This is a genomic window from Sphingorhabdus sp. (genome assembly GCF_035329025.1).
Lineage (GTDB): Bacteria > Pseudomonadota > Alphaproteobacteria > Sphingomonadales > Sphingomonadaceae > Sphingorhabdus_B.
This window is the reverse complement of the sequence record NZ_DAOLHN010000026.1, coordinates 1-21,395: the sequence shown is the minus strand read 5'-3', so window position 1 is coordinate 21,395 and position 21,395 is coordinate 1. Positions and strand designations below refer to the sequence as shown.

The window sequence follows — 21,395 nt, the reverse complement described above, 5'->3', positions numbered from 1 at the left end:
ATCGTTAATGCGTTCTAAGCGTGGAGGATTTGTGGCGTTGCGTATCGGGAAATGGCCGGTCGACGGTTTGGCAGTTGCGATATTGCTGGCGGTGGCCAGTCCGCCCGCTGCGCTTTCCGCGCAGCAATCGTCTGAGATATCCGCCGAACAAAGCCATTCACACGCTTTTGCCCAATATCTGCAGACTGTCCGTGCCCGTGCCGAACGGGAAGGGGTCAGCAAGGCAACACTCGATCGCGTTATCCCGACGCTGACCTATCTTCCACGCGTTGTGCAGCTGGACCGGGGCCAACCGGAAACTCCAGGTGCAGCGCCGATCCCGGATTTCGAACCCTATCGGCGCAAGCATGTTGATGCCGCGCGCGTCAACCGTGGCCGCTCCAAATATACAGAGTTGCGCCCGTTGCTGCGGCGGATCGAGAATGAAACCGGCGTCCCGGAAGAGGTGATGATTGCCATTTACGGGCATGAAACGAATTACGGCGCCGTGATGGGCAATTTCCATGCGCCCGACGCGCTCGCTTCGTTGGCATTCGAAGGCCGCCGTCGCGACCTGTTCGAGTCGGAACTTGTCGCTGTTCTTAAGATGATTGACCGCGGTGTGCCCAGCTATGCGATCACCGGCAGTTGGGCGGGTGCACTCGGTCGTCCGCAATTCCTGCCTTCGGTTTACCTGCGGCTCGCCCGTGATGGCGATGGCGACGGCTATGCCGATATCTGGAAAAGCGAAGTCGATGCGATGACGTCGATTGCCAATTATCTGATGAATGCGGGTTGGCGCCGCAACGAACCCTGGGGCTTTGCCGTCAATGTGCCTGCCTCGCTCGACCGCAATGCTATCAAGAGCACCATGGTACCGACCCGCTGCACGCGCGTATTTGCCCGTCACAGCCGCTGGATGCGGATATCGGAATGGAAGCAACGCGGGGTCAGCGTGCAAAATGGCGTCTGGCCTGACGACACTATGCAGGCAGCTTTGATCGAACCTGATGGGGAAGGTCAGACGGCATATTTACTGGGCAGCAACTATCGCGCGATATTGGACTATAATTGCTCCAATTTTTACGCTCTTTCGGTGGGGTTGCTTGCAGATGCGGTTCGAAACTAGACTATTGACCAGCACAGCTGCGCTCTTGGCGTTGGCGTCGTGCGGCGGTGGCGGCGATGCCGTTGCAACTGCAAGTTCGACCTCGGTTGAACGAGTGAGCGATTATCCAGTGACGCTGGGAGAGCCGTTCACCGTTGGTGCGACGAAATATTCGCCCGAAGATGCCGCGCTCTATGACGATGTGGGTCTTGCCGGTATATATGGGAGCGAACCGGCAGGGAAATTGACGGCCAATGGGGAGGTTTTCACTGCTTCCACTATCTCTGCCGCGCACAAGACATTGCCGCTTCCAAGCTATGTTGAGGTCACTGCGCTCGATACCGGGCGGACCATATTGGTGCGTATTAACGATCGGGGGCCAATGACCAACGACCGGCTGATTGACCTTTCCGAAGGCGCAGCCCGGCAATTGGGTATCGTCGAAAAAGGCACAGCCGGCGTTCGGGTGCGCCGCGTCAATCCGCCAGAAAATGAAAAATCTGCCTTACGGGCAGGGCAGGCCGCGACATTGCGGATGGACACGCCGGAATCGCTTTTGAAAGTATTGCGCGACAAATTGGCAAAGCAGGCCAAGCCTATAATCGCCGTTGCTCCGCCGGATAATCCGGCGCCGGTGGTTCCCGTAACGAAAGAAGCTGCCAAACCCACGAAACCTGTGCTTGCGGCGAAAAAGGAAGCTGCCAAACCCGCACCGGCCGCGGAAAAGGCCAAAGCGGAAGTCAAACCCAAAGCTGCAACAGGCGGATCCTATGTTGTGCAGTTGGCAGCCTTCGCCTCTCGCGCCAATGCCGATGCGCTTGCCAAGAAACTGAACGCCTCTGTTGTGCCGACTGGTGATGGGAAACTGTTCAGGGTACGTTTCGGGCCTTTTGTAAGCGAGAAGGAAGCGCAAGCTGCTCTCGCCGATGCGAAAAAGCGCGGCTATCCACAGGCAAGGCTGCTCCGCGAATAGCTTTGACTGGCGAAGCGCGCATTCGCCGGTTATCGAGCCAGTATGCGTCTGCTTTTGCCTTTCATAATGCTTTGTGTGGCTCATCCAGCCTGGGCAGACGGAGCGATGTACAGGACGCAGGCCCCCATCGCCTATCTTGTCGATGCACATAGCGGCGTCGTGTTGCTCGACAAAGCGGGCGACAAGCGTATCCCGACCGCTTCAATGGCAAAAATGATGACCGCCTATATTGCCTTTGAGGCGATCAAATCGGGCAGGCTCGATCGGCAGCAAAAATTTGCCGTACGTCCGCAAAGCTGGGTCAAATGGAACAATCGCGGATCGAGCATGTTCCTTAAATCAAAACAGCAGGTCAGCGTGGAGGATTTGCTGCACGGCATCCTGACACTTTCGGGCAATGATGCGTCGGTGGTATTGGCCGAGGGGATCAGTGGCAGCGAAAAGGCTTTTACCGCAGAAATGAATGCAGCCGCCGAGCGACTAGGCATGCAAGATAGCCGGTTCGGCACTGCCAATGGGTGGCCGGACAAGGGCGGCACCTTTTCAACAGCGCGCGATCTGGGCGTGCTCGCCAAACGGATTATAGAGGACCATCCGGACCTGTTCCGCGAATTCTTTAGCCAGCGAAGCTTCAGATGGAACAATATCGTTCAGTCCAATCGCAACCCTTTGCTCGGCGCAGTCGACGGAGCGGACGGGATGAAAACCGGGCACAGCAGCGAGGCCGGTTATTGCCTGGTCGGCACCGCGCAACGCGGGCCCCGACGCTTGATAATGGTGGTTGCGGGTTTGCCAACAATGCAATCGCGTGTTGACGAAGCGCGGGCGATGATGCGCTGGGGCTTTGATAACTGGCAGGAAAAGCCGCTATTTGTAGAAGGACAGCAAGTAACGAAAATCCCCGTCCAACTTGGAACCGAGGCTGCTGTTGAGGCAATTGCTGCCCACAAAATATCGATGCTGGGATTGAAGGGCGCTCTCGCAAAACCCCGAATTACGATGCGCTACACAGAACCACTAAAGGCGCCGCTACGTAGAGGCGAAACGGTGGGCGTACTGACGGTTCATTATCCCGATGGTTTGCAACAAAAATTTCCGCTGGTTGCAGCGAATGATGTACATAAAGCCAACTTTATACAACGCGCGTGGAATGGCTTTATGTCGCTCTGGAGCATGGCAGCATGACTGAGGGGCGGTTCATTTCGATCGAAGGCGGCGAAGGCGCGGGCAAATCGACGCAGATTGCGCTGCTCGCCGAAAAGCTGAAAGCGCTTGGCCTGTCAGTCGATTTGACCCGTGAGCCGGGCGGAACCGAAGGTGCTGAAGCGATCCGCCAGTTGTTGCTCGGGGGAGGAGACGAACGCTGGGGCGCATCTGCCGAAGCCATGCTCTTCGCCGCCGCACGCAGCGACCATGTTGAAAAACGCATCAAGCCCGCAGTGGCACAGGGCATTTGGGTAATCTCTGATCGTTTCCTCGACAGCAGCCGCGCCTATCAAGGAGCCAGCCTGGGTCTGAGCGACGCCGTTATCATGGATCTACACCGGATCGGCAGCGGGGGTTATTTGCCGGATCGGACGATTATACTCGATTTGCCGCTTGAAGCTTCGCGCCTTCGGACACAGGCCCGCGATGGTGACAGTACGGACCGTATCGGAGGACGCGACGATGCATTCCACCAGCGGGTTCGCGACGCTTTCCATCAAATAGCGGATTCCGAGGCTGAACGTGTTCGATTGGTCGATGCCATTGGAACGCCGGAAGAGGTTTCGGGGCGCATCATTGCAGAGATTGCAGACCTTCTGCCATGACCCGGATATTCGGCCATGACGCGCATTTCCAAAACTTCGCGAATGCTTTGGCGAGCGGACGACTGCATCATGGCTGGATTTTGGCAGGACCGCGCGGGGTAGGGAAGGCCGGTTTTGCGCTGGAAGCAGCGCGAATGCTTGTCGATCCCGAAAACCGCTACGCTTCGATGGTCGAACACCGCACCCATCCCGACATCATTTGGGTCCAGCGACTGCCCAAGGAAGCCCCGAAAGAGGGCGAGGCAGCCGATCCCGATGCAGAGCTCAAGCGCAGCATCGCGATCGACCAGATCCGTAGCGTGCAACACAGCCTGACTACGCGGCCATCGATGGGGCCGAAGCGTGTGGTTATCATTGATGCGGCCGATGATCTGGAACGGGGAGGGGCCAATGCCCTTCTGAAATCGCTCGAAGAGCCCCCGGTAGGGACTTATTTCATTCTCATCAGTCATGCGAGCGACCGGCTACTGCCAACGATCCGCTCGCGCTGCCAGCTGATGCGCTTCGATGCGTTGAGCGATGCCGACATGCGACAGGCGTTGCAGCAGGCTTTGCCACAGGCTTCGTCAAACGAAGTCGATGCGCTGGTGCGTTCTGGTCGAGGATTGCCAGGGCAAGCAATGACACTTGCGGGGATGGATTTCGGCGCAATAGAGGGCATAGCTGATGAAATTGTTCGCAGCGGCGATCCCACCAACAAATTACGCACCAAATTGGCTGAGACTTTATCTGTGAAAAATGCGCAGGCCAGTTATGAGGCGTTCTTGCGCTTTGTACCGGTCAGGATAGCAACCATTGGCCGTACCCTCGATGCAGGAACGGCAATCAAGGCGGTTGATGCCTTTCACGAAGCCGACAGGCTTGCTGCGCGCGCCATCGGGCTGACACTTGATAAACAGGCGGTTCTCCTCCAAATGGGCAACCTGCTGGCCAGCCTGCAAAATCGCGGCTGATTGGCCCCCTTTTTTGCAGACAGAAATGACCATGTCGGAACCATATTACATCACAACCGCGATCGCTTACCCCAATGGCCGCCCGCATATTGGCCATGCCTATGAAGCGATTGCCACCGATGCCATCGCCCGTTTCCAGCGCTTGATGGGGCGCGATGTCCGGATGGTGACCGGTACCGACGAACATGGACTGAAAATGGATCAGACGGCGCGTGCCGCAGGGCGCGAAACGCTGGAATTTGCTGATGAAATGTCATCCTATTTCAAAAGTATGTGTTCGGAACTTAATATTTCCAACGACGTCTTCATGCGTACCAGCGATAAAAGGCATCACGAAGCCAGCATAGCGCTGTGGAAAGCGATGGAGGCAAGTGGCGACCTATACCTTGATCGCTATGAAGGATGGTATTCGGTCCGCGACGAAGCCTATTATGGCGAGGAGGAACTGTCCGAAGGGGAAGGGGGAGTCAAACTATCGCCCCAAGGCACGCCCGTTGAATGGACCGTCGAGGAAAGCTGGTTTTTCCGCCTATCCAAATATCAGGATGCATTGCTCGTGCATTATCGCGACCATCCCGAATTCATACGTCCTGAAAGCCGGAAGAACGAGGTTTTGCGCTTCGTCGAGGGAGGACTCAAGGATTTGAGCGTTTCGCGCACCAGCTTTGACTGGGGCGTACCGGTTCCGGGATCTCCGGGGCATGTGATGTATGTGTGGGTCGACGCTCTGACGACCTATCTTTCCGGGATCGGTTTTCCGGATAAAGAGGGAGATTTCAGCCGCTTCTGGCCCGCCAATGTTCACATCATCGGCAAGGATATTGTCCGTTTCCACGCTGTATATTGGCCAGCATTTCTGATGTCTGCAGGGCTACCGCTGCCGCAACAAATATTTGGTCACGGTTTCATTCTCGCCCGCGACGGCGCCAAAATGGGCAAATCTGCGGGCAACGCGGCCGATCCGCTCGAACTGGCTGAACGCTACGGCGTGGACCAGCTTCGTTATTTCCTGCTGCGCGAAGTCAATTTCGGGCAGGATGGCAGCTGGAGCGAGGAAGCAATTGTAACGCGGTCCAACGCAGAACTCGCCAACAGTTTCGGTAATCTGGCACAGCGAACCCTGAGCCAGATTTTCAAGAACTGTGACGCCTATCTGCCTGCGATCCACGGGCACACCGATGAAGACAATGCATTGTTTGACCTGGTAGGAAAAACGGTTTCGGAAACAATTCCGACGGCATTTGAAAATCTCGCTCTGTCGCAAGCGGCTGAAGCCTGGATTACTGCCGTAAGTGCCTGCAATGCCTATATTGATGCACAAGCGCCATGGGCTTTGAAAAAGACAGATACCGCTCGCATGGAAACGGTTTTGGCGACGCTGTATATCTGCATAGCCCAATTGGCCGTGGCGATTTCACCAATCATTCCAGCGGGCGCCGGTAAAATGCTCGATACGATGGGAGTTGCACCAGAATTGCGTAATTTCGCAGGGATAATGAGCCACTGGTATGCGCCGCTCGCCGAAGCCGATTTTAGACTGGAACAACCGCAAGGTGTCTTTCCACGACTGGAACTCCCGGCGGAAGAATAAGCCATGTTTGTCGATTCCCACTGTCACCTGAATTATAAAGGCCTGGTCGAGCAGGAAAGTGAAGTGCTTGAACGCGCCCGTGCGGTGGGGGTGGGCGCGATGCTCAACATCTCTACCCGCGAAAGCGAATGGGATGCCGTCATCGGCTTGGCGGAACGCGAGAAGGGGGTTTGGGCTTCGGTTGGCATCCATCCGCATGAAGCCGATCAACATGGTGATATAACCAGCGGAAAACTTATCGAAAAATCCCGGAATCCGCGCGTTATCGGGATCGGCGAGACCGGGCTCGACTATTATTATGATTATAGCGACCGCGAACAGCAAAAGGCCTGTTTCCGCCAACACATTGTGGCGGCTCGTGAAACCGCTTTGCCGATCATCGTCCATACACGCGATGCCGAAGAAGACACTGCGACTATCCTGAGCGAGGAAATGGAGCAGGGACCCTATCCCGGTGTAATCCACTGCTTCACCGCCAGTGCAGATTTCGCCCGGATTGCACTCGATCTGGGGCTCTACATATCGCTTTCAGGTATAGTCACCTTTAAAAATGCCAAGGATTTACAGGATATTGCGCGTACAATTCCAGACGACCGTTTGCTGATTGAAACCGATTCACCGTTCCTCGCGCCCGTTCCGCATCGTGGCAAAACCTGCGAACCAGCCTTTGTCAGCAATACCGCACAATTTCTCGCGCAATTGAAAAATGTTTCTGTAGAGCGGCTTGCAGAGACAAGTACTCAAAACTTCTTCAATCTGTTCAACAAAGCAAATCCCAATGGATAGGCTTGCGACGCCAGAAGCGGTCTACGCCATCATCATATTGGTGGTGATCGCCAGCGGACTGGTCGCAAGACGACTTCCACTGCGCCAATATGCTAAGATGATTTTTGCCTGGGTCGGCATTTTTGCTGTGGTCTTTGTCGGTTTCAGTTTCCGACCTGAACTGTCGATGATGTGGAATCGCGTTAAAGGCGAACTAACCGGCGCACCCCGTCAAACTATTGCAGGTGAAACTTTGAGGCTGGTTCGGCAGGATGATGGCCATTTCTGGCTGCGGGCGTCGATCAACGGAGTAGAAGCCGACTTCATGGTCGATAGTGGTGCGTCAACCACTGCGGTCGGTGCTGCTTTAGCCAAAGAAGCCAGAATTGAACTGGATGGCCGATCAACCGAACTGGAAACAGCCAACGGTATCATTGAAGCGAAACTTGGAGAGGTTCGTACATTCCGCGTCGGCGATTTGCAGATTGATGATCATTCGATCGTCATCGCCGATAATTTTGGCGACACCAATGTCGTTGGCATGAACTTCCTTGATAGCTTTGATAGCTGGACGGTGAAGGGCGATGTGATGGAGCTTAAGCCTTGATGGGGCTTTCCTCGCTCAGGCAAATATACAATTTAACATAATATATATTATCGTACTTAATTATGGATTGGCTATGACACCCCCCTCAATTGAAAAGCTTGCGGAAATCATGGCAAAACTGCGGACTCCGGTATCAGGTTGTCCGTGGGATCTGGAGCAGACTTTCTCGACGATTGTACCTTATACGATCGAGGAAGCTTATGAGGTTGCTGACGCCGTTCAACGCAATGACATGGCGGCACTCAAGGATGAACTTGGCGACCTGTTGCTTCAGGTCGTGTTTCACAGCCGCATGGCCGAAGAAGCTGATCTGTTCAATTTGCAGGATGTGATCGACAGCATCAGCGACAAGATGATCCGTCGCCACCCACATGTCTTTGGAGGCGTCGAAGCGGACACCGCAGATGCCGTCGTCACCAATTGGGAAACGATCAAGGCTGCCGAACGCCAGAATAAGTTGCCCGACACATCTGCACTTGCCGATGTCGCCTATGCACTGCCTGCGTTACTGCGCGCTCAGAAGTTGCAAAAACGTGCATCGCGCACAGGCTTCGACTGGGACAAGGTCGAAGATGCAATCGCAAAACTCGATGAAGAAGTCGGTGAACTGCGTGGCGCGGAAACAGCAGAAAATAAAGCCGAAGAGGCCGGCGACTTGCTATTCGCCGCTGTCAACGTCTGCCGATTGGCCGGCGTCGATGCAGAAAATGCCCTAAAGGCTGCTAACCACAAATTTGAACGCCGTTTCCGGGCCATGGAACAGATTGCTGGCAATGAATTCCAAAAACTGGATCTGGATGCCAAGGAAGGTCTTTGGCAGCGAGTAAAGGCTTCCGAACGGAGTTAAACGTTCGGGTATAGCTTTTCATATTGGCCCCAGCCACGCGGGGTCAGTATGGCTGTAATATGCAAAACTCCGTCTTTTTCTTCGACCGAACAAACTTGCCCTTTTGAATGTAGCCAGGCCAAAACGTCACCCTGCGCGGCATCCAGCACGAGGTCACGCTCTATTCCGTCGGACGTTATCCGAGCGGCCAGCTGCTCGACAAAAAGATCAACGCCCTCACCCGTTTGCGCCGAAATCAGGAAACAATTGGGGGTTCGCTTGGCTAATTCAGACAGTTGCCCCCTCTCTTCGGCAGGCAACTTATCGCATTTGTTCCACAATTCGATAATCGGGGGGCTATCCCCTTCCCCATTCTCCCCGATGCCAAGTTCACGAAGGATTGATAGCACATCAGATCGTTGTGCCTCGGTGGATGGATGCGCGATATCACGCACATGGATGATATAGTCGGCGCTTGTTACTTCTTCGAGCGTAGCCCGAAAGGCGGCGACAAGCTGTGTAGGGAGGTCGGACACGAAGCCCACTGTGTCTGACAAGATTGCCTTTTCTACGCCAGGCAGCCTCACCTGACGCATTGTAGGATCGAGCGTTGCAAACAACAGATCTTCTGCCAGCACAGATGCCTTGGTCAAACGATTGAAAAGTGTGGATTTTCCGGCATTGGTATAGCCGACGAGCGCAATGGTTGGCCAGGGAGCCTTTTTCCGTCGAGCCCGGTGAATGCCGCGTGTGCGCTGGACCTGTGACAGCTCTTTGCGCAAGCGAGCCATCCGGTCTCGAATCATCCGCCTATCAGCTTCAATCTGCGTTTCCCCCGGTCCACCGAGAAACCCGAAGCCACCACGTTGACGCTCCAAATGGGTCCAACTGCGTACAAGTCGGCCTGCTTGATAGTCGAGATGCGCCAGCTCTACCTGTAATCGCCCTTCAGCCGTAGCGGCCCGTTCGCCAAAAATTTCCAGGATCAGGCCTGTCCGATCGATCACCTTGGCTTTGACCCGATCTTCCAGATTGCGTTGCTGTATCGGCGTCAACGCACCATCTATGATGAGAAGTTCAGCCGATTCATTCTCAACCAGTTGCGCAAGCTCATCGACCTGCCCCCCACCCAACAGCGTCGCTGCGCGCGGAGAGCGAACCCGATAATGGCGCGCCTCAATAACCTCCAGCCCGATGGCTGCCGCCAATCCGATAGATTCCTCAAGCCGGTACTCTGCATTGCCTGACGGCGTCCCGGGCAATTCGGGATATGCAATTATAGTGGGGGTGCCGCGGGAAAAACCGTCGTCTTCGTTACGGTTGAAGACGCTCAATCATCCACTCCGTCAGCATCCTTATTATATTCCGCAAGGTTGACGGTGCGCAGGGGCTGAATGGTCGACACGGCATGTTTGTAGACCAATTGCATCGTGCCATCGCGCTCAAGAAGCAGCGAAAAAAGATCATAGGCTGCAATCGAGCCCTGCAACATTACGCCGTTCACAAGGAACGTCGTAACCGGCTCTTTCTTGTCGAGCATCGCATAGAGGAACACATCTTGCAGCATACCCGCTCGGTGTTGCACATTGGACATCATTGCATCGAACATCGCGCGATCTGGCGATTGCGATGGCATGATTGTCGAAATGCTGTGTTTGTAGACCAGCTGCGATTGGCCATCACGACGGAGAAGCACGGAAAAATTATCAAACCAGGTGACAACGCCTTGCAACTTGACGCCTTTTACAAGGAACATCGTAACCGGGGTTTTCGATTTGCGGAGTGAGTTCAGGAACAGGTCCTGGAGGCCGTTATTTTTTTCAGTCATTATGCTTTCCTATTATGCTTTTGGGTCGGGAGAACATACCACAGCTGCCAAATTGGCCGCATTTGTAATCTATAACATGATAATCTTGCGCCGCGAATATGAAAATTGCGCTACACCAGTTCACAAAGTTGCAACATTGCGCCTCAATAATCTTCGTCTTCTCCACCTTCGCTGCTTTTGCGCACGACGATGCCCAGCAATTTCAATTTGCGATGGAGCGCAGACCGCTCCATGCCGACAAAAGCAGCTGTTTTCGAAATATTGCCCGAGAAACGGCGTATCTGGACCTGCAAATATTCGCGTTCAAAGGCTTCACGCGCCTCGCGCAATGGAGAGCCCATAATCGAACTTATCTGGCTGCCATAACCCGGATTGATGCCGTTGATTTCGGCGGGGAGCATGTCCGCATCAATCTGTTGCAGCCGATCCGCCGGAGCCAGGATGATCGTGCGTTCGATTATATTGCGCAATTGCCGGACATTTCCTGGCCAGTCACAAGCCTGCAAGGCGGCTACGGCATCTTCGGAAATTGTTGGTGCCGGGACGCGATGCTCGACGGCGAAACGGGCTGCATAATGGCTTGCCAGTGCGGGAATATCCTCGCGCCTTTCCGCAAGCGGCGGGATGGCGACCGGCACAACATTCAACCGATAAAACAGGTCCTCGCGGAAACGGCCGTTGGCGATTTCGTCCTGCAAGTCGCGCGCGGTTGCCGAAACGAAACGCACATCGACGCGTACCGGGCGACTGCCGCCTACGCGAACGAAGCTTTGCTCGGTCAATACGCGCAATATCTTGCCCTGCGTCGTCCAAGGCATGTCGGCAACTTCGTCTAGAAACAGCGTTCCGCCATGTGCCCGCTCGAGCATGCCGGCTTGGATCAACTGCCCATTTTCTTCGACGCCAAACAATTCCTCTTCGAACCTATCTGGAGACAGGCGGGCTGCACTTACCGAAATGAATGGATCGTCCATCCGCGGGCTCCAGCTGTGAAGCAGGCGTGCGGCGACTTCCTTCCCCACTCCCGCGGGCCCAGTGATTAGAAGGCGGCTTCCGGTTCCAGCCACCTTTTTAAGCGTCGCCCGCACCGCGTTAATAGCAGCAGAAGTTCCGGTCAGCTCTTCAGCCTGCCCCAACAGCGCCTTTAATGATGCGTTCTCCAGTCTAAGCCGTTGTGTTTCGGTCGCTCTTGCAACGAGATGGAGCAGCTTTTCTGCTTCGAACGGCTTTTCAAGGAAATCAACAGCGCCCGAAGAGATGGCGGCAACAGCGGTGTCTATATTACCATGTCCCGAAAAGACGATAACCGGCACATTGGCATCGCGCGCCTTGAACAGTTTGAGTAGTTCGAGCCCGTCCATGCTCGAACCACGCAGCCACACGTCGAGCAGTACCAGGGAAGGCAGGCGGTCGTCGAACGCTTCGAGAGCAGCTTCAGCGGTCGCTGCTGTACGCGTGTCATAGCCGTCATCCGAAAGGACACCGGCCACCAATTCACGAATATCGTCTTCGTCGTCGACAATGAGTATGTCGAGTGCCATCGTCCGATCCTATTCTGTTTTTTCACTTTGGCGGCCGACACCGCCCGTGATCACTGCATCTAGCCGAAGCAGATCGAAGCACATGGTCACAGTTGCACCGCCGCTGGCATTGTCATCAAAAGTCAGCGTGCCCTGATGTTCCTCTACAATCTTCTGAACAATCGCTAGCCCCAGCCCCGATCCGGTCGCTCTGGTAGTAACATAGGGCTCAACAATCCTGTCCCGCTCGGGTGGCAGGCCTATGCCGTTATCAGCAATCTGCACCGACAATTTTCCATCGCCCGTTTGTAACCGGACTTCGACACGCCCTTGCGATGCCTCCTCACGCTGCTTGATCGATTCGACTGCATTTTTGAGGATATTCGTGACAGCCTGCCCCAGTTGCCGCCGGTCTGCGAGCATGGAAAGCGGGGTTGCAGGTGGCTGATAGTCAAATTCGATATCCGTATTGGCAACTTCAAACAGGAATATGGCGTGACCGACAATGTCGCCCATATCCTCGTCGCGGAAAACAGGCTTCGGCATACGCGCAAAGGACGAAAATTCGTCGGCGATGTTACGTAAATCACCAACTTGGCGAATGATCGTTCCGGTCAGTTGATCGAAAACATCTGCACCCTCGTCGATCTGCTTGCCAAAGCGACGGCGCAGTCGTTCGGCTGCCAGTTGGATCGGCGTTAGGGGGTTTTTGATTTCATGCGCAATCCGGCGGGCCACGTCGGACCATGCGGCACGGCGTTGATCCGACAACTGTTGAGTGATGTCTTCAAAAGTAACGACCTGACCGCCCTCACCATCCGAAATCTTGATCGCCAGAGTTTGTGGTTCGGTTCCGTCACCGACCTGCAATATGGCATGCGACCGACCGTCGGCGGGCAAATCCTTTACAAATGGCGCAACGTCGATCAATGTTTGCCCGACAATGCTACTGCCACCCTTTGAAAGCAGGCGTTCTGCGGTGCCGTTGGCCAAACGTATAGTTCCGTCCCGGTCGACATTGACAATTGCGGCAGACACGGACTCCAGGACGGTCTCGATAAAAGCGCGGCGGTCATCGAGTTGTCGGTTCGCAGCCAGCAGAGTTTCGGTTTGCGACTGAAGCCTCTCGGTCATACGATTGAACGAGCGGGAGAGGAAGCCGACTTCGTCCTTGCGAAGCCCCTCCTCCTCGACGCGGATGCTAAGGTCTCCATCCGCAATGCGTTGCGCCGCATCGACCAGATTGTTCACCGGGCGAACAAGTCTATCGGCCACAAACAGCGCCACCCATACTGCTACACCAATGATCAGCAGCGATACGACATAAAGCAAAGCGTTGAACTGCAATTGCAGACTGCGCGAGCGCGATTCCATTGCCTTATAGTCTTCCAGCACGCTCTGCGCCTTTTCGCCGAGCATGAACGACGGAACGCTGACTGTACGGCTAGCGTAAAGGAAAGTTTCCGGCTTATCGAACAGTCGACTGACCGCGACAATCCGGTCTGGCTGCGCCGTTACAATCTGATCTTGCCCGTCCCGCAAGCGTTTGAGTTCACTTGCACTTATCCAGTTGCCCTTGCGCTCCTCGGGTGAAGCGACAACCAATGTTTGCTGCCCCCCATTTTGCGTGACCGCAACGATGGCAGACTCGCTCAACTTGCGTCGCAAAACCTGATCATAATAGAAGCTCAGAAACTGGGGGTCGGTGGGCGCGGTCTGGTCCAATGCGAAGCGGATGTCACCTGCCATCGCAACCGTTTCATCGCCGACATCGCGCAGCTTTTCTTCATAATAACCCTTGGCGAGCGCGCCTGCATTTTCAAGCATGCCTTGCGCTGAATTCGAAAACCAGAATTGCACGCCGCTCTGGAACAGCACCGATGCAAAGATCGAAAGTAATAAAGCAGGCACTGCAGCAAGCAGCGAGAATATGGCCACCAGCCTGACATGCAATTGCCCTTCGCTTTCACCAATTGTGGATGCGCGCTTGATCGCGATACGCCGTCCGACCAGCATCATCAAAGTCGTTGCGGGAAGCAGATTGGCGACAAGAAGCGCCGCGGCAATGGGAGGCGAAAGTGGCTCCGACTCTGGACCTTGGCCGACCAACACCCATGCTGTCACCGCCACCATGACGAACAACACAGCCGCCGATCCGATTTCCAAAATCTTGACTATGTTCGGCGTACCCAGCCAGCGCACCGCCTTTACCCAGCGCGACGCCGATGTCGTGCCGTCAAATTCAATCTGGGGCTTTTGAACTGTTGCCATTAAGCAACTTGTGCCACGGCAAGAGTGGCATGAAAAGCACAATCAGCGTTGAAATTAACCAATTGACCGCATCAGCGACGCGCTTCACCTATCTTGGTACCGACCAGCCCATAATCGTTCAGCTTTTTGCGCAAGGTGTTGCGATTGATCCCCAGCATAGCGGCTGCCTGTAACTGGTTTCCGCGGGCCTGTTGCATGACGGCCTGCAGTAATGGCTTTTCAAAAGCTGCCAGCGCGCGCACATAAATACGCTCCCTGCCATGCCCGCGCTGACGTTGTTCGGCCATGAATTGGGCCACGGCCGCTTCAAAGCTGCACATGCCGCCAGCGATCGTGGGTTCCGCGTCTGCCGATCCGGCAATCTGCGTCACCGTCGCTTCCGAAATACAATCCTCGCGTGCCGTCAGCGTCAACCGGTAGATAAAGTTCTTCAACTCACGCACATTCCCGCGCCACGGCATTTGCGTCAGACGCGATATGGCATCCTCGTCAATCTGCTTGGTGGGAAGCCCCTCGTTGGCTGCCAGATTGAGGAAATGGCGCGTCAATAGTCCGATATCCTCAGGCCGGGCGCGCAGTGGTGGCAGGTGCACCGGAACTACGTTAAGACGGTAATACAGATCTTCGCGGAACTTACCCTCCGCAATAAGCGCTTCAAGGTCCTGGTTGGTTGCCGCAATAATCCGAACATCGAGGCGGATGCTCGCCTTGCCACCGATGCGGCTGATTGTGCCGCTTTGCAGCGTCCGCAACAGCCTGGTTTGCGCATGGTAGGGCATGTCCCCTATTTCATCGAGAAACAGCGTGCCGCCTTGTGCTTGTTCAAAGCGGCCAATCCCTTGCCCGACCGCTCCGGTGAAGGCCCCTTTTTCATGACCGAACAATTCTGCTTCTATCAGCTCAGACGGTATGGCCGCCATGTTGACGGCAACAAATGGGCCGGTCTTGCGATGCCCCAAATTGTGGATGGCCTCGGCTACCAGTTCTTTGCCAGTTCCGGATTCGCCAAGGATCAGCGCCGTCAGGTCATTGCGCAGCAGTCGCGCGACCATCCGATAGACATCCTGCATCGCAGGGCTTCGTCCGACCATCGGCATGGTCGCCTCAAGCAAAGTGCCGCCGTCACTTTGATTGTCGGCCCGCCGTTTTTCGATCCCCTGCTTTACCGCTAGAACCAGTTCATCCAGATCGAAGGGCTTTGGGAAATATTCAAAAGCATTGATCTCGCTCGCGCGTACAGCAGTATCCAGCGTATTTTGAGCCGACATGATGATAATTGGCATGTCGGGCGACTGCGCGATCACATCCTCAAGGCTGGAAATGCCGTCGCGATCCTTTAGCACGACATCAGTCAGCATCAGGTCATAGCGGTTCCCGGCCAGCGCCGCGTCACGCGCATTCGCGCTTTCGCACACATCGACTTCGATGCCTTCCGCTTCAAGCGCCGACCGCACCACCATGCCGATCGAAAGGTCATCCTCGACAATCAATACCTTGTCGGCAGTCATGTGCTGGTCTTTCTTTCAGCTAAAGGCAGGAAAATTCGGAATATGGTCCGTTGACTGGTGGTATCGCGTTCAACCGATATGCGACCATTCATCTGCGACAGATATTTGCGGACAATGGCGAGACCCAGACCCTGCCCTTCCCTTTTGGTCGTCACAAATGGCGAGAATAGCTCCGTCTCGATATGCGCAGCTATTCCTGGACCATTGTCGCTGATGGTCACTTCTACCGGCAACCGCACGCCCTTGTCCCCTTCGCTCCGAAGAGCCGCACCCATCACGAAACGGGTGGAAATGCCAATTTGCGGATCGGCGGTGTGTGCCAGTGCGTCGATTGCGTTCTGGATCAGGTTGATGAGAACCTGCACCATGGCATCGGCCTCAATCTGCACATCAGGCAGTGATGGGTCATAGTTGATATCGATCGCAGGCATAACCTTGTTCGCGGCACGCACTGACCGTATCGCGCGTTCGATCAATTCGTGGATATTCTCCGCCTGCATTTGGCCTGGCATCACCCGTCCGAGATTTTGCATCTGGTCGAGGAGCCGGGCAATGCGGTCGACTTCATGCACGATCAGTTCTGTAAGTGGGGCTTGTTTCGGATCGACTTTTCGCGCCAGCAATTGGGCTGCACCTTTGATACCCGCCAACGGGTTTTTGATCTCATGGCCAAGAATTGCCGGCGCACCCATTGCCTGCTGCTTGCCTCCGTCGGTCTGCTCGCCAATCTGGTCGCGGTCGGCTTGCCTTGGCACAAGGATGTAAAGACGGCAGTCGGGGTAGCCCAGCGGTGTGGAGATGTTCAGATCGACATAATTGGCCTGTGCCCCCGGTGTTTGAAACCGCATATTCTGGGCGCTTATGTCACTTTCGCGCACCTCGATCGCGCTGTTCAATCGTTCATTGGCAAAGCGAAGCAGCGATTGGGCCGGTTCGCCAATAATGCGACGACTGCTTCTGCCGAAAAAGGCCTCCGCTGCCTCATTGGCAAAAAGGATCAGATTGTCTGCGCCCGATAGCAGAAGTGGCAAGGATATGGTCGACAGCAACAGCCCGTCAGGCGGGCGGTTGGCTGCAATGGTCGTCGCCTCAGGCGGCATTTCGCATCAACAAAGGTTCGTAGAAACGGGCAAGTTCGCCGAGCACCTGGTTCGCATCATCGATGCGGTTGACCATGTTGCGAAACTCCGCCGATCCTACCAACCCTTTGGTGTACCAGCCGATATGCTTGCGGGCGCAGGGAACACCGACTTGTTCGCCATAATGCTCCATCATCGCGCGATAATGTTCGACGATCAGGTCATATTGGACGTCGATTGAAGGATCGGGACGGGGCTCGCCCGTGTTGAACCAGTGCATCACCTGCCCCAGCAGCCAAGGCTTGCCATAGGCACCACGCCCGATCATCACCCCATCGGCGCCGCTCTGTTCCAGCGCTTTGTCGGCATCCTCGATCGAGCAAATGTCGCCATTGACGATAACGGGAATTTTGACGGCGTCCTTTACCTTGCGGACAAAGGCCCAGTCGGCGTTCCCCTTGTACATCTGGTTGCGCGTGCGGCCGTGAACGGTGACCAGCTTTGCGCCCAGATCTTCGGCGATATGCGCCAGTTCAGGGGCGTTGAGGCTGCCATGATCCCAGCCCATGCGCATTTTGACGGTGACGGGTACCGAAACCGCCTTTACGGTCGCTTCAATCAGGCTGGCGGCGAGCGGAAGGTCACGCATCAGCGCCGAACCGGCATCGCCATTGACCACCTTTTTCACCGGGCAGCCCATATTGATGTCGATAATGGCCGCACCACGATCTTCGTTGAGCTTGGCTGCCTCTGCCATTTCCTTGGGGCCGCAGCCGGCTAGCTGCATCGACACCGGCTCTTCGGACATATGCCAGGCCGCCTTCTGCAGTGACTGACGGGTTTCGCGGATCATCGCCTGGCTGGCGATCATCTCGGTTACGTTCAGACCCGAGCCGAAACGGCGCACAAGCGTGCGGAAAGGCATGTCGGTCACGCCGGTCATTGGTGCGAGCACCACCGGACATGCAATTTCCAGCGGGCCGATCTGGATGGGTTTGAGCTTCATCTGTATCTCGAAAATTGTTTTGCAGTACGTAACTGCCTAAAATTTAGGCAGCGCCCTAGCGATATTCGCCTTGGCGCGCAAGCCTGCAACGTTTACGGCGCGGCACATGGACAAGCCGCCGCCCGAAGCTGCCGCGATAATTGTTGCCGCTGGCAGTGGAAGCCGGTCTGGCGGCCATATTCCCAAGCAATACCGCTTAGTTCGGGGAAAGCCCATGTTGCGACACAGTGTCGAGGCATTCCGGGCGCATCCGGCCTTTGAAACGATCATTGTGGTGGTTGCTGCGGACCAAAATGCCCTCGCCGTCGCTGCTTTGGGAGGATTGGATGACGTCATCGTCGTATCAGGTGGTGCAGAGCGTAGGGATAGCGTGAATAATGCTATTCAATATCTTGATAAAATTAACTTTACTGGATGTACGTTCATCCATGATGCAGCGCGACCGTTTCTCAGCTCCGCCGTTATTGCTCGCCTTCTCGATGCATTGACGTCATCCGACGGCGCAGTGCCTGCCCTCCCCGTTGTCGATAGTCTGTCTCGCGGTAATGCCGAAGGTGTTTTGACCGAAACCGTTGATCGAGAACATCTTTTCCGGATCCAGACACCCCAGGCTTTCCGTCATGACGTCATTTCAAAGGCGCACAAAGGTTGGAACATAGGTCAGATCCCCACGGATGATGCCCGAATGGCGATGGCCGCTGGCTTCAAGGTCGCAATCGTCGAGGGCGATGAAAATCTTGCCAAATTCACCTTTGCCGATGACTTTGACCGTGAGTTGGTTCAATCGACAACGATGCAAGATATCCGAACCGGCATGGGTTATGACGTCCACCGCTTCGCCAAGGGTGAGGAATTGTGGTTGTGCGGGCTGCGTATCGATCACGAATATGGCCTCGCCGGCCATAGCGATGCTGACGTTGCGCTCCATGCCCTGACCGATGCGGTTCTGGGCGCTGCAGCGCTCGGTGATATCGGTGATCATTTCCCGCCCAGCGATGCACAATGGAAAGGCGCGAGTTCCGACCGGTTCCTTGCCCATGCCGTCAAGCTGGCATCCGATGCCGGTTTTCGTGTGGCGCATCTTGACGTCACCATCATTTGCGAAGCGCCCAAGATCGGCCCTCACAAAAAGGCGATGCAAGCACGGGTTGCCGAGATAGCAGCTATCGAGGCCGATCGGGTTTCGATAAAAGCAACAACAACAGAAAAATTGGGATTTGCAGGACGCGGCGAAGGCATAGCTGCGCAAGCAATCGCCACTCTTGTTAAGTGAAGGGTTCGATATGAGAAAACTGTTCGCAACCGCCGTCGCACTTGCCGCACTTGGGTTCCATCAGGGCGCAATAGCTGCCAGTGCAGCCAAGCCCTGCATGAGTAATAGCGAATTTCAGAGTGTTGCCGTAACACTGCTTCCCGTATTGCACAGCCAAGCGGTAGCAAGCTGCAAGGCTTTCCTTCCGGCAAATGCCGGGCTGTTGGTGCAATCTGCCGAACTGACCGCGCGCTATGCATCTTCCGCAGAGCGCGAAAGGGTTGCGGCGGGTGAAATTCTTGCCCGCATGCTCGCAGATCAGCTTCCGGTTCCGATGTCTGGCTCAGCCATATTGCCCTTTGTAGAGGGCATGTTACCGGGAATGCTGGTGCAAGGCATAGATGCCGAAACATGTGAGGCGGCCAATAATATCTGGACAGCCATTGCGCCCCTGTCTGCGGAAAATATTGCTTCGACGCTGGGTGCAATTTTGGTCGCCGCCTCGAAAGACAAGAAGAAGGACGCCGGAGAGGGTGAAAAATCCAGCGCTCGACCGCTCGATGATTTTGCCGTCTGCCCCTATGTCGCTACCGCCGTGGCCGCGGGTTCGTGAACAGCATGCTGCCAAAGGACGTATACAAACTCGCTGAGGAGGTCGTCGCTTCCAACAAGGCGGCTGGCCGTATGATCGTGACAGCCGAAAGCTGCACTGGAGGCCTGGTTGCAGGTGCAATCACCGAAATCCCGGGCAGCAGCGCGGTGTTGCAGGCCGGATTCGTCACCTATTCGAATGAAGCCAAGATCAAGACTTTGAAGGTCAGCGAGGAATTGATCGATACCTTTGGTGCCGTATCGATTGCCGTCGCCTGGGCGATGGCGCAGGGTGCGCTGAAACGCAGCAGCGCTGACATTGCGGTTGCGATTAGCGGCGTTGCCGGCCCTGACGGCGGCACGCCACAAAAGCCGGTAGGAACTGTGGTATTTGCGGTCGCCGAGCGCGGCAAGGATCCCGAAGATGTGGTCGCCGACAAGATCCATTTCGGCGAGGACAAAAACCGATCAGAAATACGCAAAGCTGCTACGCTGCACGCGCTTCAGCTCTTACTGCCAACCCCGTAAAGCACCCCCGCCCGTTCGATGAAGGCGTCGGTCATCTTGCGCAGTGCGTGATCGAAAAACTGTCCGGCCAACGCTTCGAACATGCGGTTGTGGAAGGAAAAGTCGACGGTGAAATCGACAATGCAGCCGTCATCAGCTTCTTCGAACAGCCACTGATTATGCAAATGCCGGAGAGGGCCATCGAGATAGTCAACCTCAACCTTCGACTTGGGCGTTTTCAACACCCGCGAACTGAAGGATTCGCGCAGCGATTTGAACCCGACAATCAGGTCCGCCATCGTCTCTGTTTCACTGTCGGAGCGGATGCGCACCGCAGCGACCCAGGGCAGGAATTCGCCATATCGGCGGACATCGACGACAAGGTCGTACATCTGGTCTGCGCTATAGGGTAGCGACCGGCGTTCGTGATGATGCGGCATGCCCCTACCCCGCTTTGCCGATCAACCCGCCTTGGCGAGTTGCGCCTCGCGCGCGGCCTTCATCTTTGCGAAGTCATCGCCCGCATGATAGCTTGAACGCGTCAGCGGTGTGGCCGCAACCAGCACGAAGCCCTTGGCCCGTGCAATCGCTGCATAAGCATCGAATGCCTGCGGCGTGACAAATTCGGCCACCTTGGCATGCTTGGGCGTGGGCTGCAGATATTGGCCCATTGTCAGGAAATCGATGTCGGCACTGCGCATGTCATCCATCACCTGATGCACCTCCATCCGCTCCTCGCCCAGCCCGAGCATTACGCCCGATTTGGTGAAGATCGACGGATCATGGCGCTTCACCGATTCGAGCAACCGCAGCGACGCGTAATAGCGCGCGCCAGGGCGAATGGTCGGATAGAGCCTCGGTACCGTTTCCAGATTATGGTTATAGACATCGGGCCGCGCTTCGATGATCGACTCGACCGCACTCTCCACCTTGTTGCGGAAATCAGGGGTCAGGATTTCGATGGTGGTCGAGGGCGTGTTACGGCGCAGCGCCTGTATCACTTTCACAAACTGGCTGGCGCCACCATCGGGCAGATCGTCACGATCGACAGATGTGATGACGATATGCTCCAGTCCCATTTTGGCGGCTGCAATCGCCACATGTTCCGGTTCCAGCGGATCGACCGCACGCGGCATGCCGGTCTTGACGTTGCAAAAGGCGCAGGCGCGGGTGCAGACGTCGCCGAGGATCATCACCGTGGCGTGCTTCTTGGTCCAGCA

The 21,395-nt window shown here is 55.7% G+C and carries 21 protein-coding genes; 12 read left to right on the top strand and 9 right to left on the bottom strand.

The window, feature by feature from the left end; translation table 11 throughout:
* Nucleotides 1–7: 7 nt before the first annotated feature.
* The 9 genes from PKC81_RS08855 to mazG all read left to right on the top strand — a co-directional run bounded on the left by PKC81_RS08855 (nucleotide 8) and on the right by mazG (nucleotide 8,634).
* Nucleotides 8–1,108: a lytic murein transglycosylase gene (locus PKC81_RS08855; protein ID WP_324335197.1), complete on the top strand. Its 1,101-nt coding sequence runs from the start codon at nucleotides 8–10 to the stop codon at nucleotides 1,106–1,108.
* A 4-nt stretch (nucleotides 1,109–1,112) separates the two neighbouring features.
* Nucleotides 1,113–2,060, top strand: coding sequence for a septal ring lytic transglycosylase RlpA family protein (locus tag PKC81_RS08850; protein ID WP_324335195.1), 948 nt, complete (start codon nucleotides 1,113–1,115; stop codon nucleotides 2,058–2,060).
* Nucleotides 2,061–2,165: 105 nt separating this feature from the next.
* A complete protein-coding gene (locus PKC81_RS08845; RefSeq protein WP_324335188.1) occupies nucleotides 2,166–3,245 on the top strand; it encodes a D-alanyl-D-alanine carboxypeptidase family protein in 1,080 nt (359 codons plus the stop codon).
* Nucleotides 3,242–3,871: a dTMP kinase gene (gene tmk / locus PKC81_RS08840; RefSeq protein WP_324335186.1), complete on the top strand. Its 630-nt coding sequence runs from the start codon at nucleotides 3,242–3,244 to the stop codon at nucleotides 3,869–3,871. The genes PKC81_RS08845 and tmk overlap by 4 nt, the downstream gene beginning before the upstream one ends.
* Nucleotides 3,868–4,824: a DNA polymerase III subunit delta' gene (locus PKC81_RS08835; RefSeq protein WP_324335184.1), complete on the top strand. Its 957-nt coding sequence runs from the start codon at nucleotides 3,868–3,870 to the stop codon at nucleotides 4,822–4,824. The genes tmk and PKC81_RS08835 overlap by 4 nt, the downstream gene beginning before the upstream one ends.
* A 31-nt stretch (nucleotides 4,825–4,855) precedes the next feature.
* A complete protein-coding gene (metG, locus tag PKC81_RS08830) occupies nucleotides 4,856–6,415 on the top strand; it encodes a methionine--tRNA ligase (protein ID WP_324335250.1) in 1,560 nt (519 codons plus the stop codon).
* 3 nt (nucleotides 6,416–6,418) lie between these two features.
* Complete coding sequence (locus tag PKC81_RS08825; RefSeq protein ID WP_324335182.1) at nucleotides 6,419–7,201, top strand: TatD family hydrolase; 783 nt, start codon at nucleotides 6,419–6,421, stop codon at nucleotides 7,199–7,201.
* Nucleotides 7,194–7,787, top strand: a complete 594-nt coding sequence (locus tag PKC81_RS08820; protein WP_324335180.1) for a TIGR02281 family clan AA aspartic protease — start codon at nucleotides 7,194–7,196, stop codon at nucleotides 7,785–7,787. Before PKC81_RS08825 ends, PKC81_RS08820 begins: the two co-directional genes overlap by 8 nt.
* Nucleotides 7,788–7,860: 73 nt before the next feature.
* On the top strand, nucleotides 7,861–8,634 hold the full coding sequence (gene mazG, locus PKC81_RS08815; protein WP_324335177.1) for a nucleoside triphosphate pyrophosphohydrolase: 774 nt from the start codon (nucleotides 7,861–7,863) through the stop codon (nucleotides 8,632–8,634).
* On the opposite strand, the gene hflX is transcribed toward mazG, so the two are convergent.
* The 7 genes from hflX to dusB form a co-directional block, all read right to left on the bottom strand.
* Nucleotides 8,631–9,947 carry a GTPase HflX gene (gene hflX, locus PKC81_RS08810; protein WP_324335175.1) on the bottom strand — a complete coding sequence of 439 codons (1,317 nt, stop codon included), beginning with the start codon at nucleotides 9,945–9,947 and terminating at the stop codon, nucleotides 8,631–8,633. The two genes, mazG and hflX, sit on opposite strands and share 4 nt — an antisense overlap.
* On the bottom strand, nucleotides 9,944–10,441 hold the full coding sequence (gene hfq / locus PKC81_RS08805) for an RNA chaperone Hfq (RefSeq protein WP_324335173.1): 498 nt from the start codon (nucleotides 10,439–10,441) through the stop codon (nucleotides 9,944–9,946). The genes hflX and hfq overlap by 4 nt, the downstream gene beginning before the upstream one ends.
* A gap of 143 nt (nucleotides 10,442–10,584) precedes the next feature.
* Nucleotides 10,585–11,982, bottom strand: a complete 1,398-nt coding sequence (locus PKC81_RS08800) for a sigma-54 dependent transcriptional regulator (RefSeq protein ID WP_324335171.1) — start codon at nucleotides 11,980–11,982, stop codon at nucleotides 10,585–10,587.
* 9 nt (nucleotides 11,983–11,991) lie between these two features.
* Nucleotides 11,992–14,232, bottom strand: a complete 2,241-nt coding sequence (locus tag PKC81_RS08795; RefSeq protein WP_324335169.1) for an ATP-binding protein — start codon at nucleotides 14,230–14,232, stop codon at nucleotides 11,992–11,994.
* A gap of 71 nt (nucleotides 14,233–14,303) precedes the next feature.
* Complete coding sequence (locus PKC81_RS08790) at nucleotides 14,304–15,740, bottom strand: sigma 54-interacting transcriptional regulator (protein WP_324335167.1); 1,437 nt, start codon at nucleotides 15,738–15,740, stop codon at nucleotides 14,304–14,306.
* Nucleotides 15,737–16,840: an ATP-binding protein gene (locus tag PKC81_RS08785; RefSeq protein WP_324335165.1), complete on the bottom strand. Its 1,104-nt coding sequence runs from the start codon at nucleotides 16,838–16,840 to the stop codon at nucleotides 15,737–15,739. Before PKC81_RS08785 ends, PKC81_RS08790 begins: the two co-directional genes overlap by 4 nt.
* The gene (gene dusB / locus PKC81_RS08780) at nucleotides 16,830–17,825 is read right to left on the bottom strand and encodes a tRNA dihydrouridine synthase DusB (protein WP_324335163.1); all 996 of its coding nucleotides are present in this window, start codon (nucleotides 17,823–17,825) and stop codon (nucleotides 16,830–16,832) included. The genes PKC81_RS08785 and dusB overlap by 11 nt, the downstream gene beginning before the upstream one ends.
* Before the next feature lie 106 nt (nucleotides 17,826–17,931).
* Between dusB and PKC81_RS08775 the strand changes: the two genes are divergently transcribed.
* From PKC81_RS08775 to PKC81_RS08765, 3 genes are read left to right on the top strand one after another with little or no spacing between them, the layout of a single operon-like run.
* Nucleotides 17,932–19,098: a bifunctional 2-C-methyl-D-erythritol 4-phosphate cytidylyltransferase/2-C-methyl-D-erythritol 2,4-cyclodiphosphate synthase gene (locus PKC81_RS08775; protein ID WP_324335161.1), complete on the top strand. Its 1,167-nt coding sequence runs from the start codon at nucleotides 17,932–17,934 to the stop codon at nucleotides 19,096–19,098.
* A gap of 10 nt (nucleotides 19,099–19,108) precedes the next feature.
* Nucleotides 19,109–19,690, top strand: coding sequence for a hypothetical protein (locus PKC81_RS08770; protein ID WP_324335159.1), 582 nt, complete (start codon nucleotides 19,109–19,111; stop codon nucleotides 19,688–19,690).
* Nucleotides 19,691–19,695: 5 nt separating this feature from the next.
* On the top strand, nucleotides 19,696–20,196 hold the full coding sequence (locus tag PKC81_RS08765) for a CinA family protein (protein ID WP_324335248.1): 501 nt from the start codon (nucleotides 19,696–19,698) through the stop codon (nucleotides 20,194–20,196).
* On the opposite strand, the gene PKC81_RS08760 is transcribed toward PKC81_RS08765, so the two are convergent.
* Together PKC81_RS08760 and lipA are read right to left on the bottom strand one after the other, a co-directional pair.
* Complete coding sequence (locus PKC81_RS08760; protein WP_324335157.1) at nucleotides 20,172–20,615, bottom strand: type II toxin-antitoxin system RatA family toxin; 444 nt, start codon at nucleotides 20,613–20,615, stop codon at nucleotides 20,172–20,174. The two genes, PKC81_RS08765 and PKC81_RS08760, sit on opposite strands and share 25 nt — an antisense overlap.
* Before the next feature lie 21 nt (nucleotides 20,616–20,636).
* Nucleotides 20,637–21,395, bottom strand: a 759-nt coding sequence (lipA, locus tag PKC81_RS08755; protein WP_324335155.1) for a lipoyl synthase, incomplete at its 5' end; no start/stop codon positions are given.

Coding starts and splice junctions, on each gene's coding strand:
- PKC81_RS08855 (WP_324335197.1), top strand. CDS start 8: ATGCGTTCTAAGCGTGGAGGATTTGTGGCGTTGCGTATCGGGAAATGG.
- PKC81_RS08845 (WP_324335188.1), top strand. CDS start 2,166: ATGTACAGGACGCAGGCCCCCATCGCCTATCTTGTCGATGCACATAGC.
- tmk (WP_324335186.1), top strand. CDS start 3,242: ATGACTGAGGGGCGGTTCATTTCGATCGAAGGCGGCGAAGGCGCGGGC.
- PKC81_RS08835 (WP_324335184.1), top strand. CDS start 3,868: ATGACCCGGATATTCGGCCATGACGCGCATTTCCAAAACTTCGCGAAT.
- metG (WP_324335250.1), top strand. CDS start 4,856: ATGTCGGAACCATATTACATCACAACCGCGATCGCTTACCCCAATGGC.
- PKC81_RS08825 (WP_324335182.1), top strand. CDS start 6,419: ATGTTTGTCGATTCCCACTGTCACCTGAATTATAAAGGCCTGGTCGAG.
- PKC81_RS08820 (WP_324335180.1), top strand. CDS start 7,194: ATGGATAGGCTTGCGACGCCAGAAGCGGTCTACGCCATCATCATATTG.
- mazG (WP_324335177.1), top strand. CDS start 7,861: ATGACACCCCCCTCAATTGAAAAGCTTGCGGAAATCATGGCAAAACTG.
- hfq (WP_324335173.1), bottom strand. CDS start 10,441: ATGACTGAAAAAAATAACGGCCTCCAGGACCTGTTCCTGAACTCACTC.
- PKC81_RS08800 (WP_324335171.1), bottom strand. CDS start 11,982: ATGGCACTCGACATACTCATTGTCGACGACGAAGACGATATTCGTGAA.
- PKC81_RS08795 (WP_324335169.1), bottom strand. CDS start 14,232: ATGGCAACAGTTCAAAAGCCCCAGATTGAATTTGACGGCACGACATCG.
- PKC81_RS08790 (WP_324335167.1), bottom strand. CDS start 15,740: ATGACTGCCGACAAGGTATTGATTGTCGAGGATGACCTTTCGATCGGC.
- PKC81_RS08785 (WP_324335165.1), bottom strand. CDS start 16,840: ATGCCGCCTGAGGCGACGACCATTGCAGCCAACCGCCCGCCTGACGGG.
- dusB (WP_324335163.1), bottom strand. CDS start 17,825: ATGAAGCTCAAACCCATCCAGATCGGCCCGCTGGAAATTGCATGTCCG.
- PKC81_RS08775 (WP_324335161.1), top strand. CDS start 17,932: ATGGACAAGCCGCCGCCCGAAGCTGCCGCGATAATTGTTGCCGCTGGC.
- PKC81_RS08770 (WP_324335159.1), top strand. CDS start 19,109: ATGAGAAAACTGTTCGCAACCGCCGTCGCACTTGCCGCACTTGGGTTC.
- PKC81_RS08765 (WP_324335248.1), top strand. CDS start 19,696: ATGCTGCCAAAGGACGTATACAAACTCGCTGAGGAGGTCGTCGCTTCC.
- PKC81_RS08760 (WP_324335157.1), bottom strand. CDS start 20,615: ATGCCGCATCATCACGAACGCCGGTCGCTACCCTATAGCGCAGACCAG.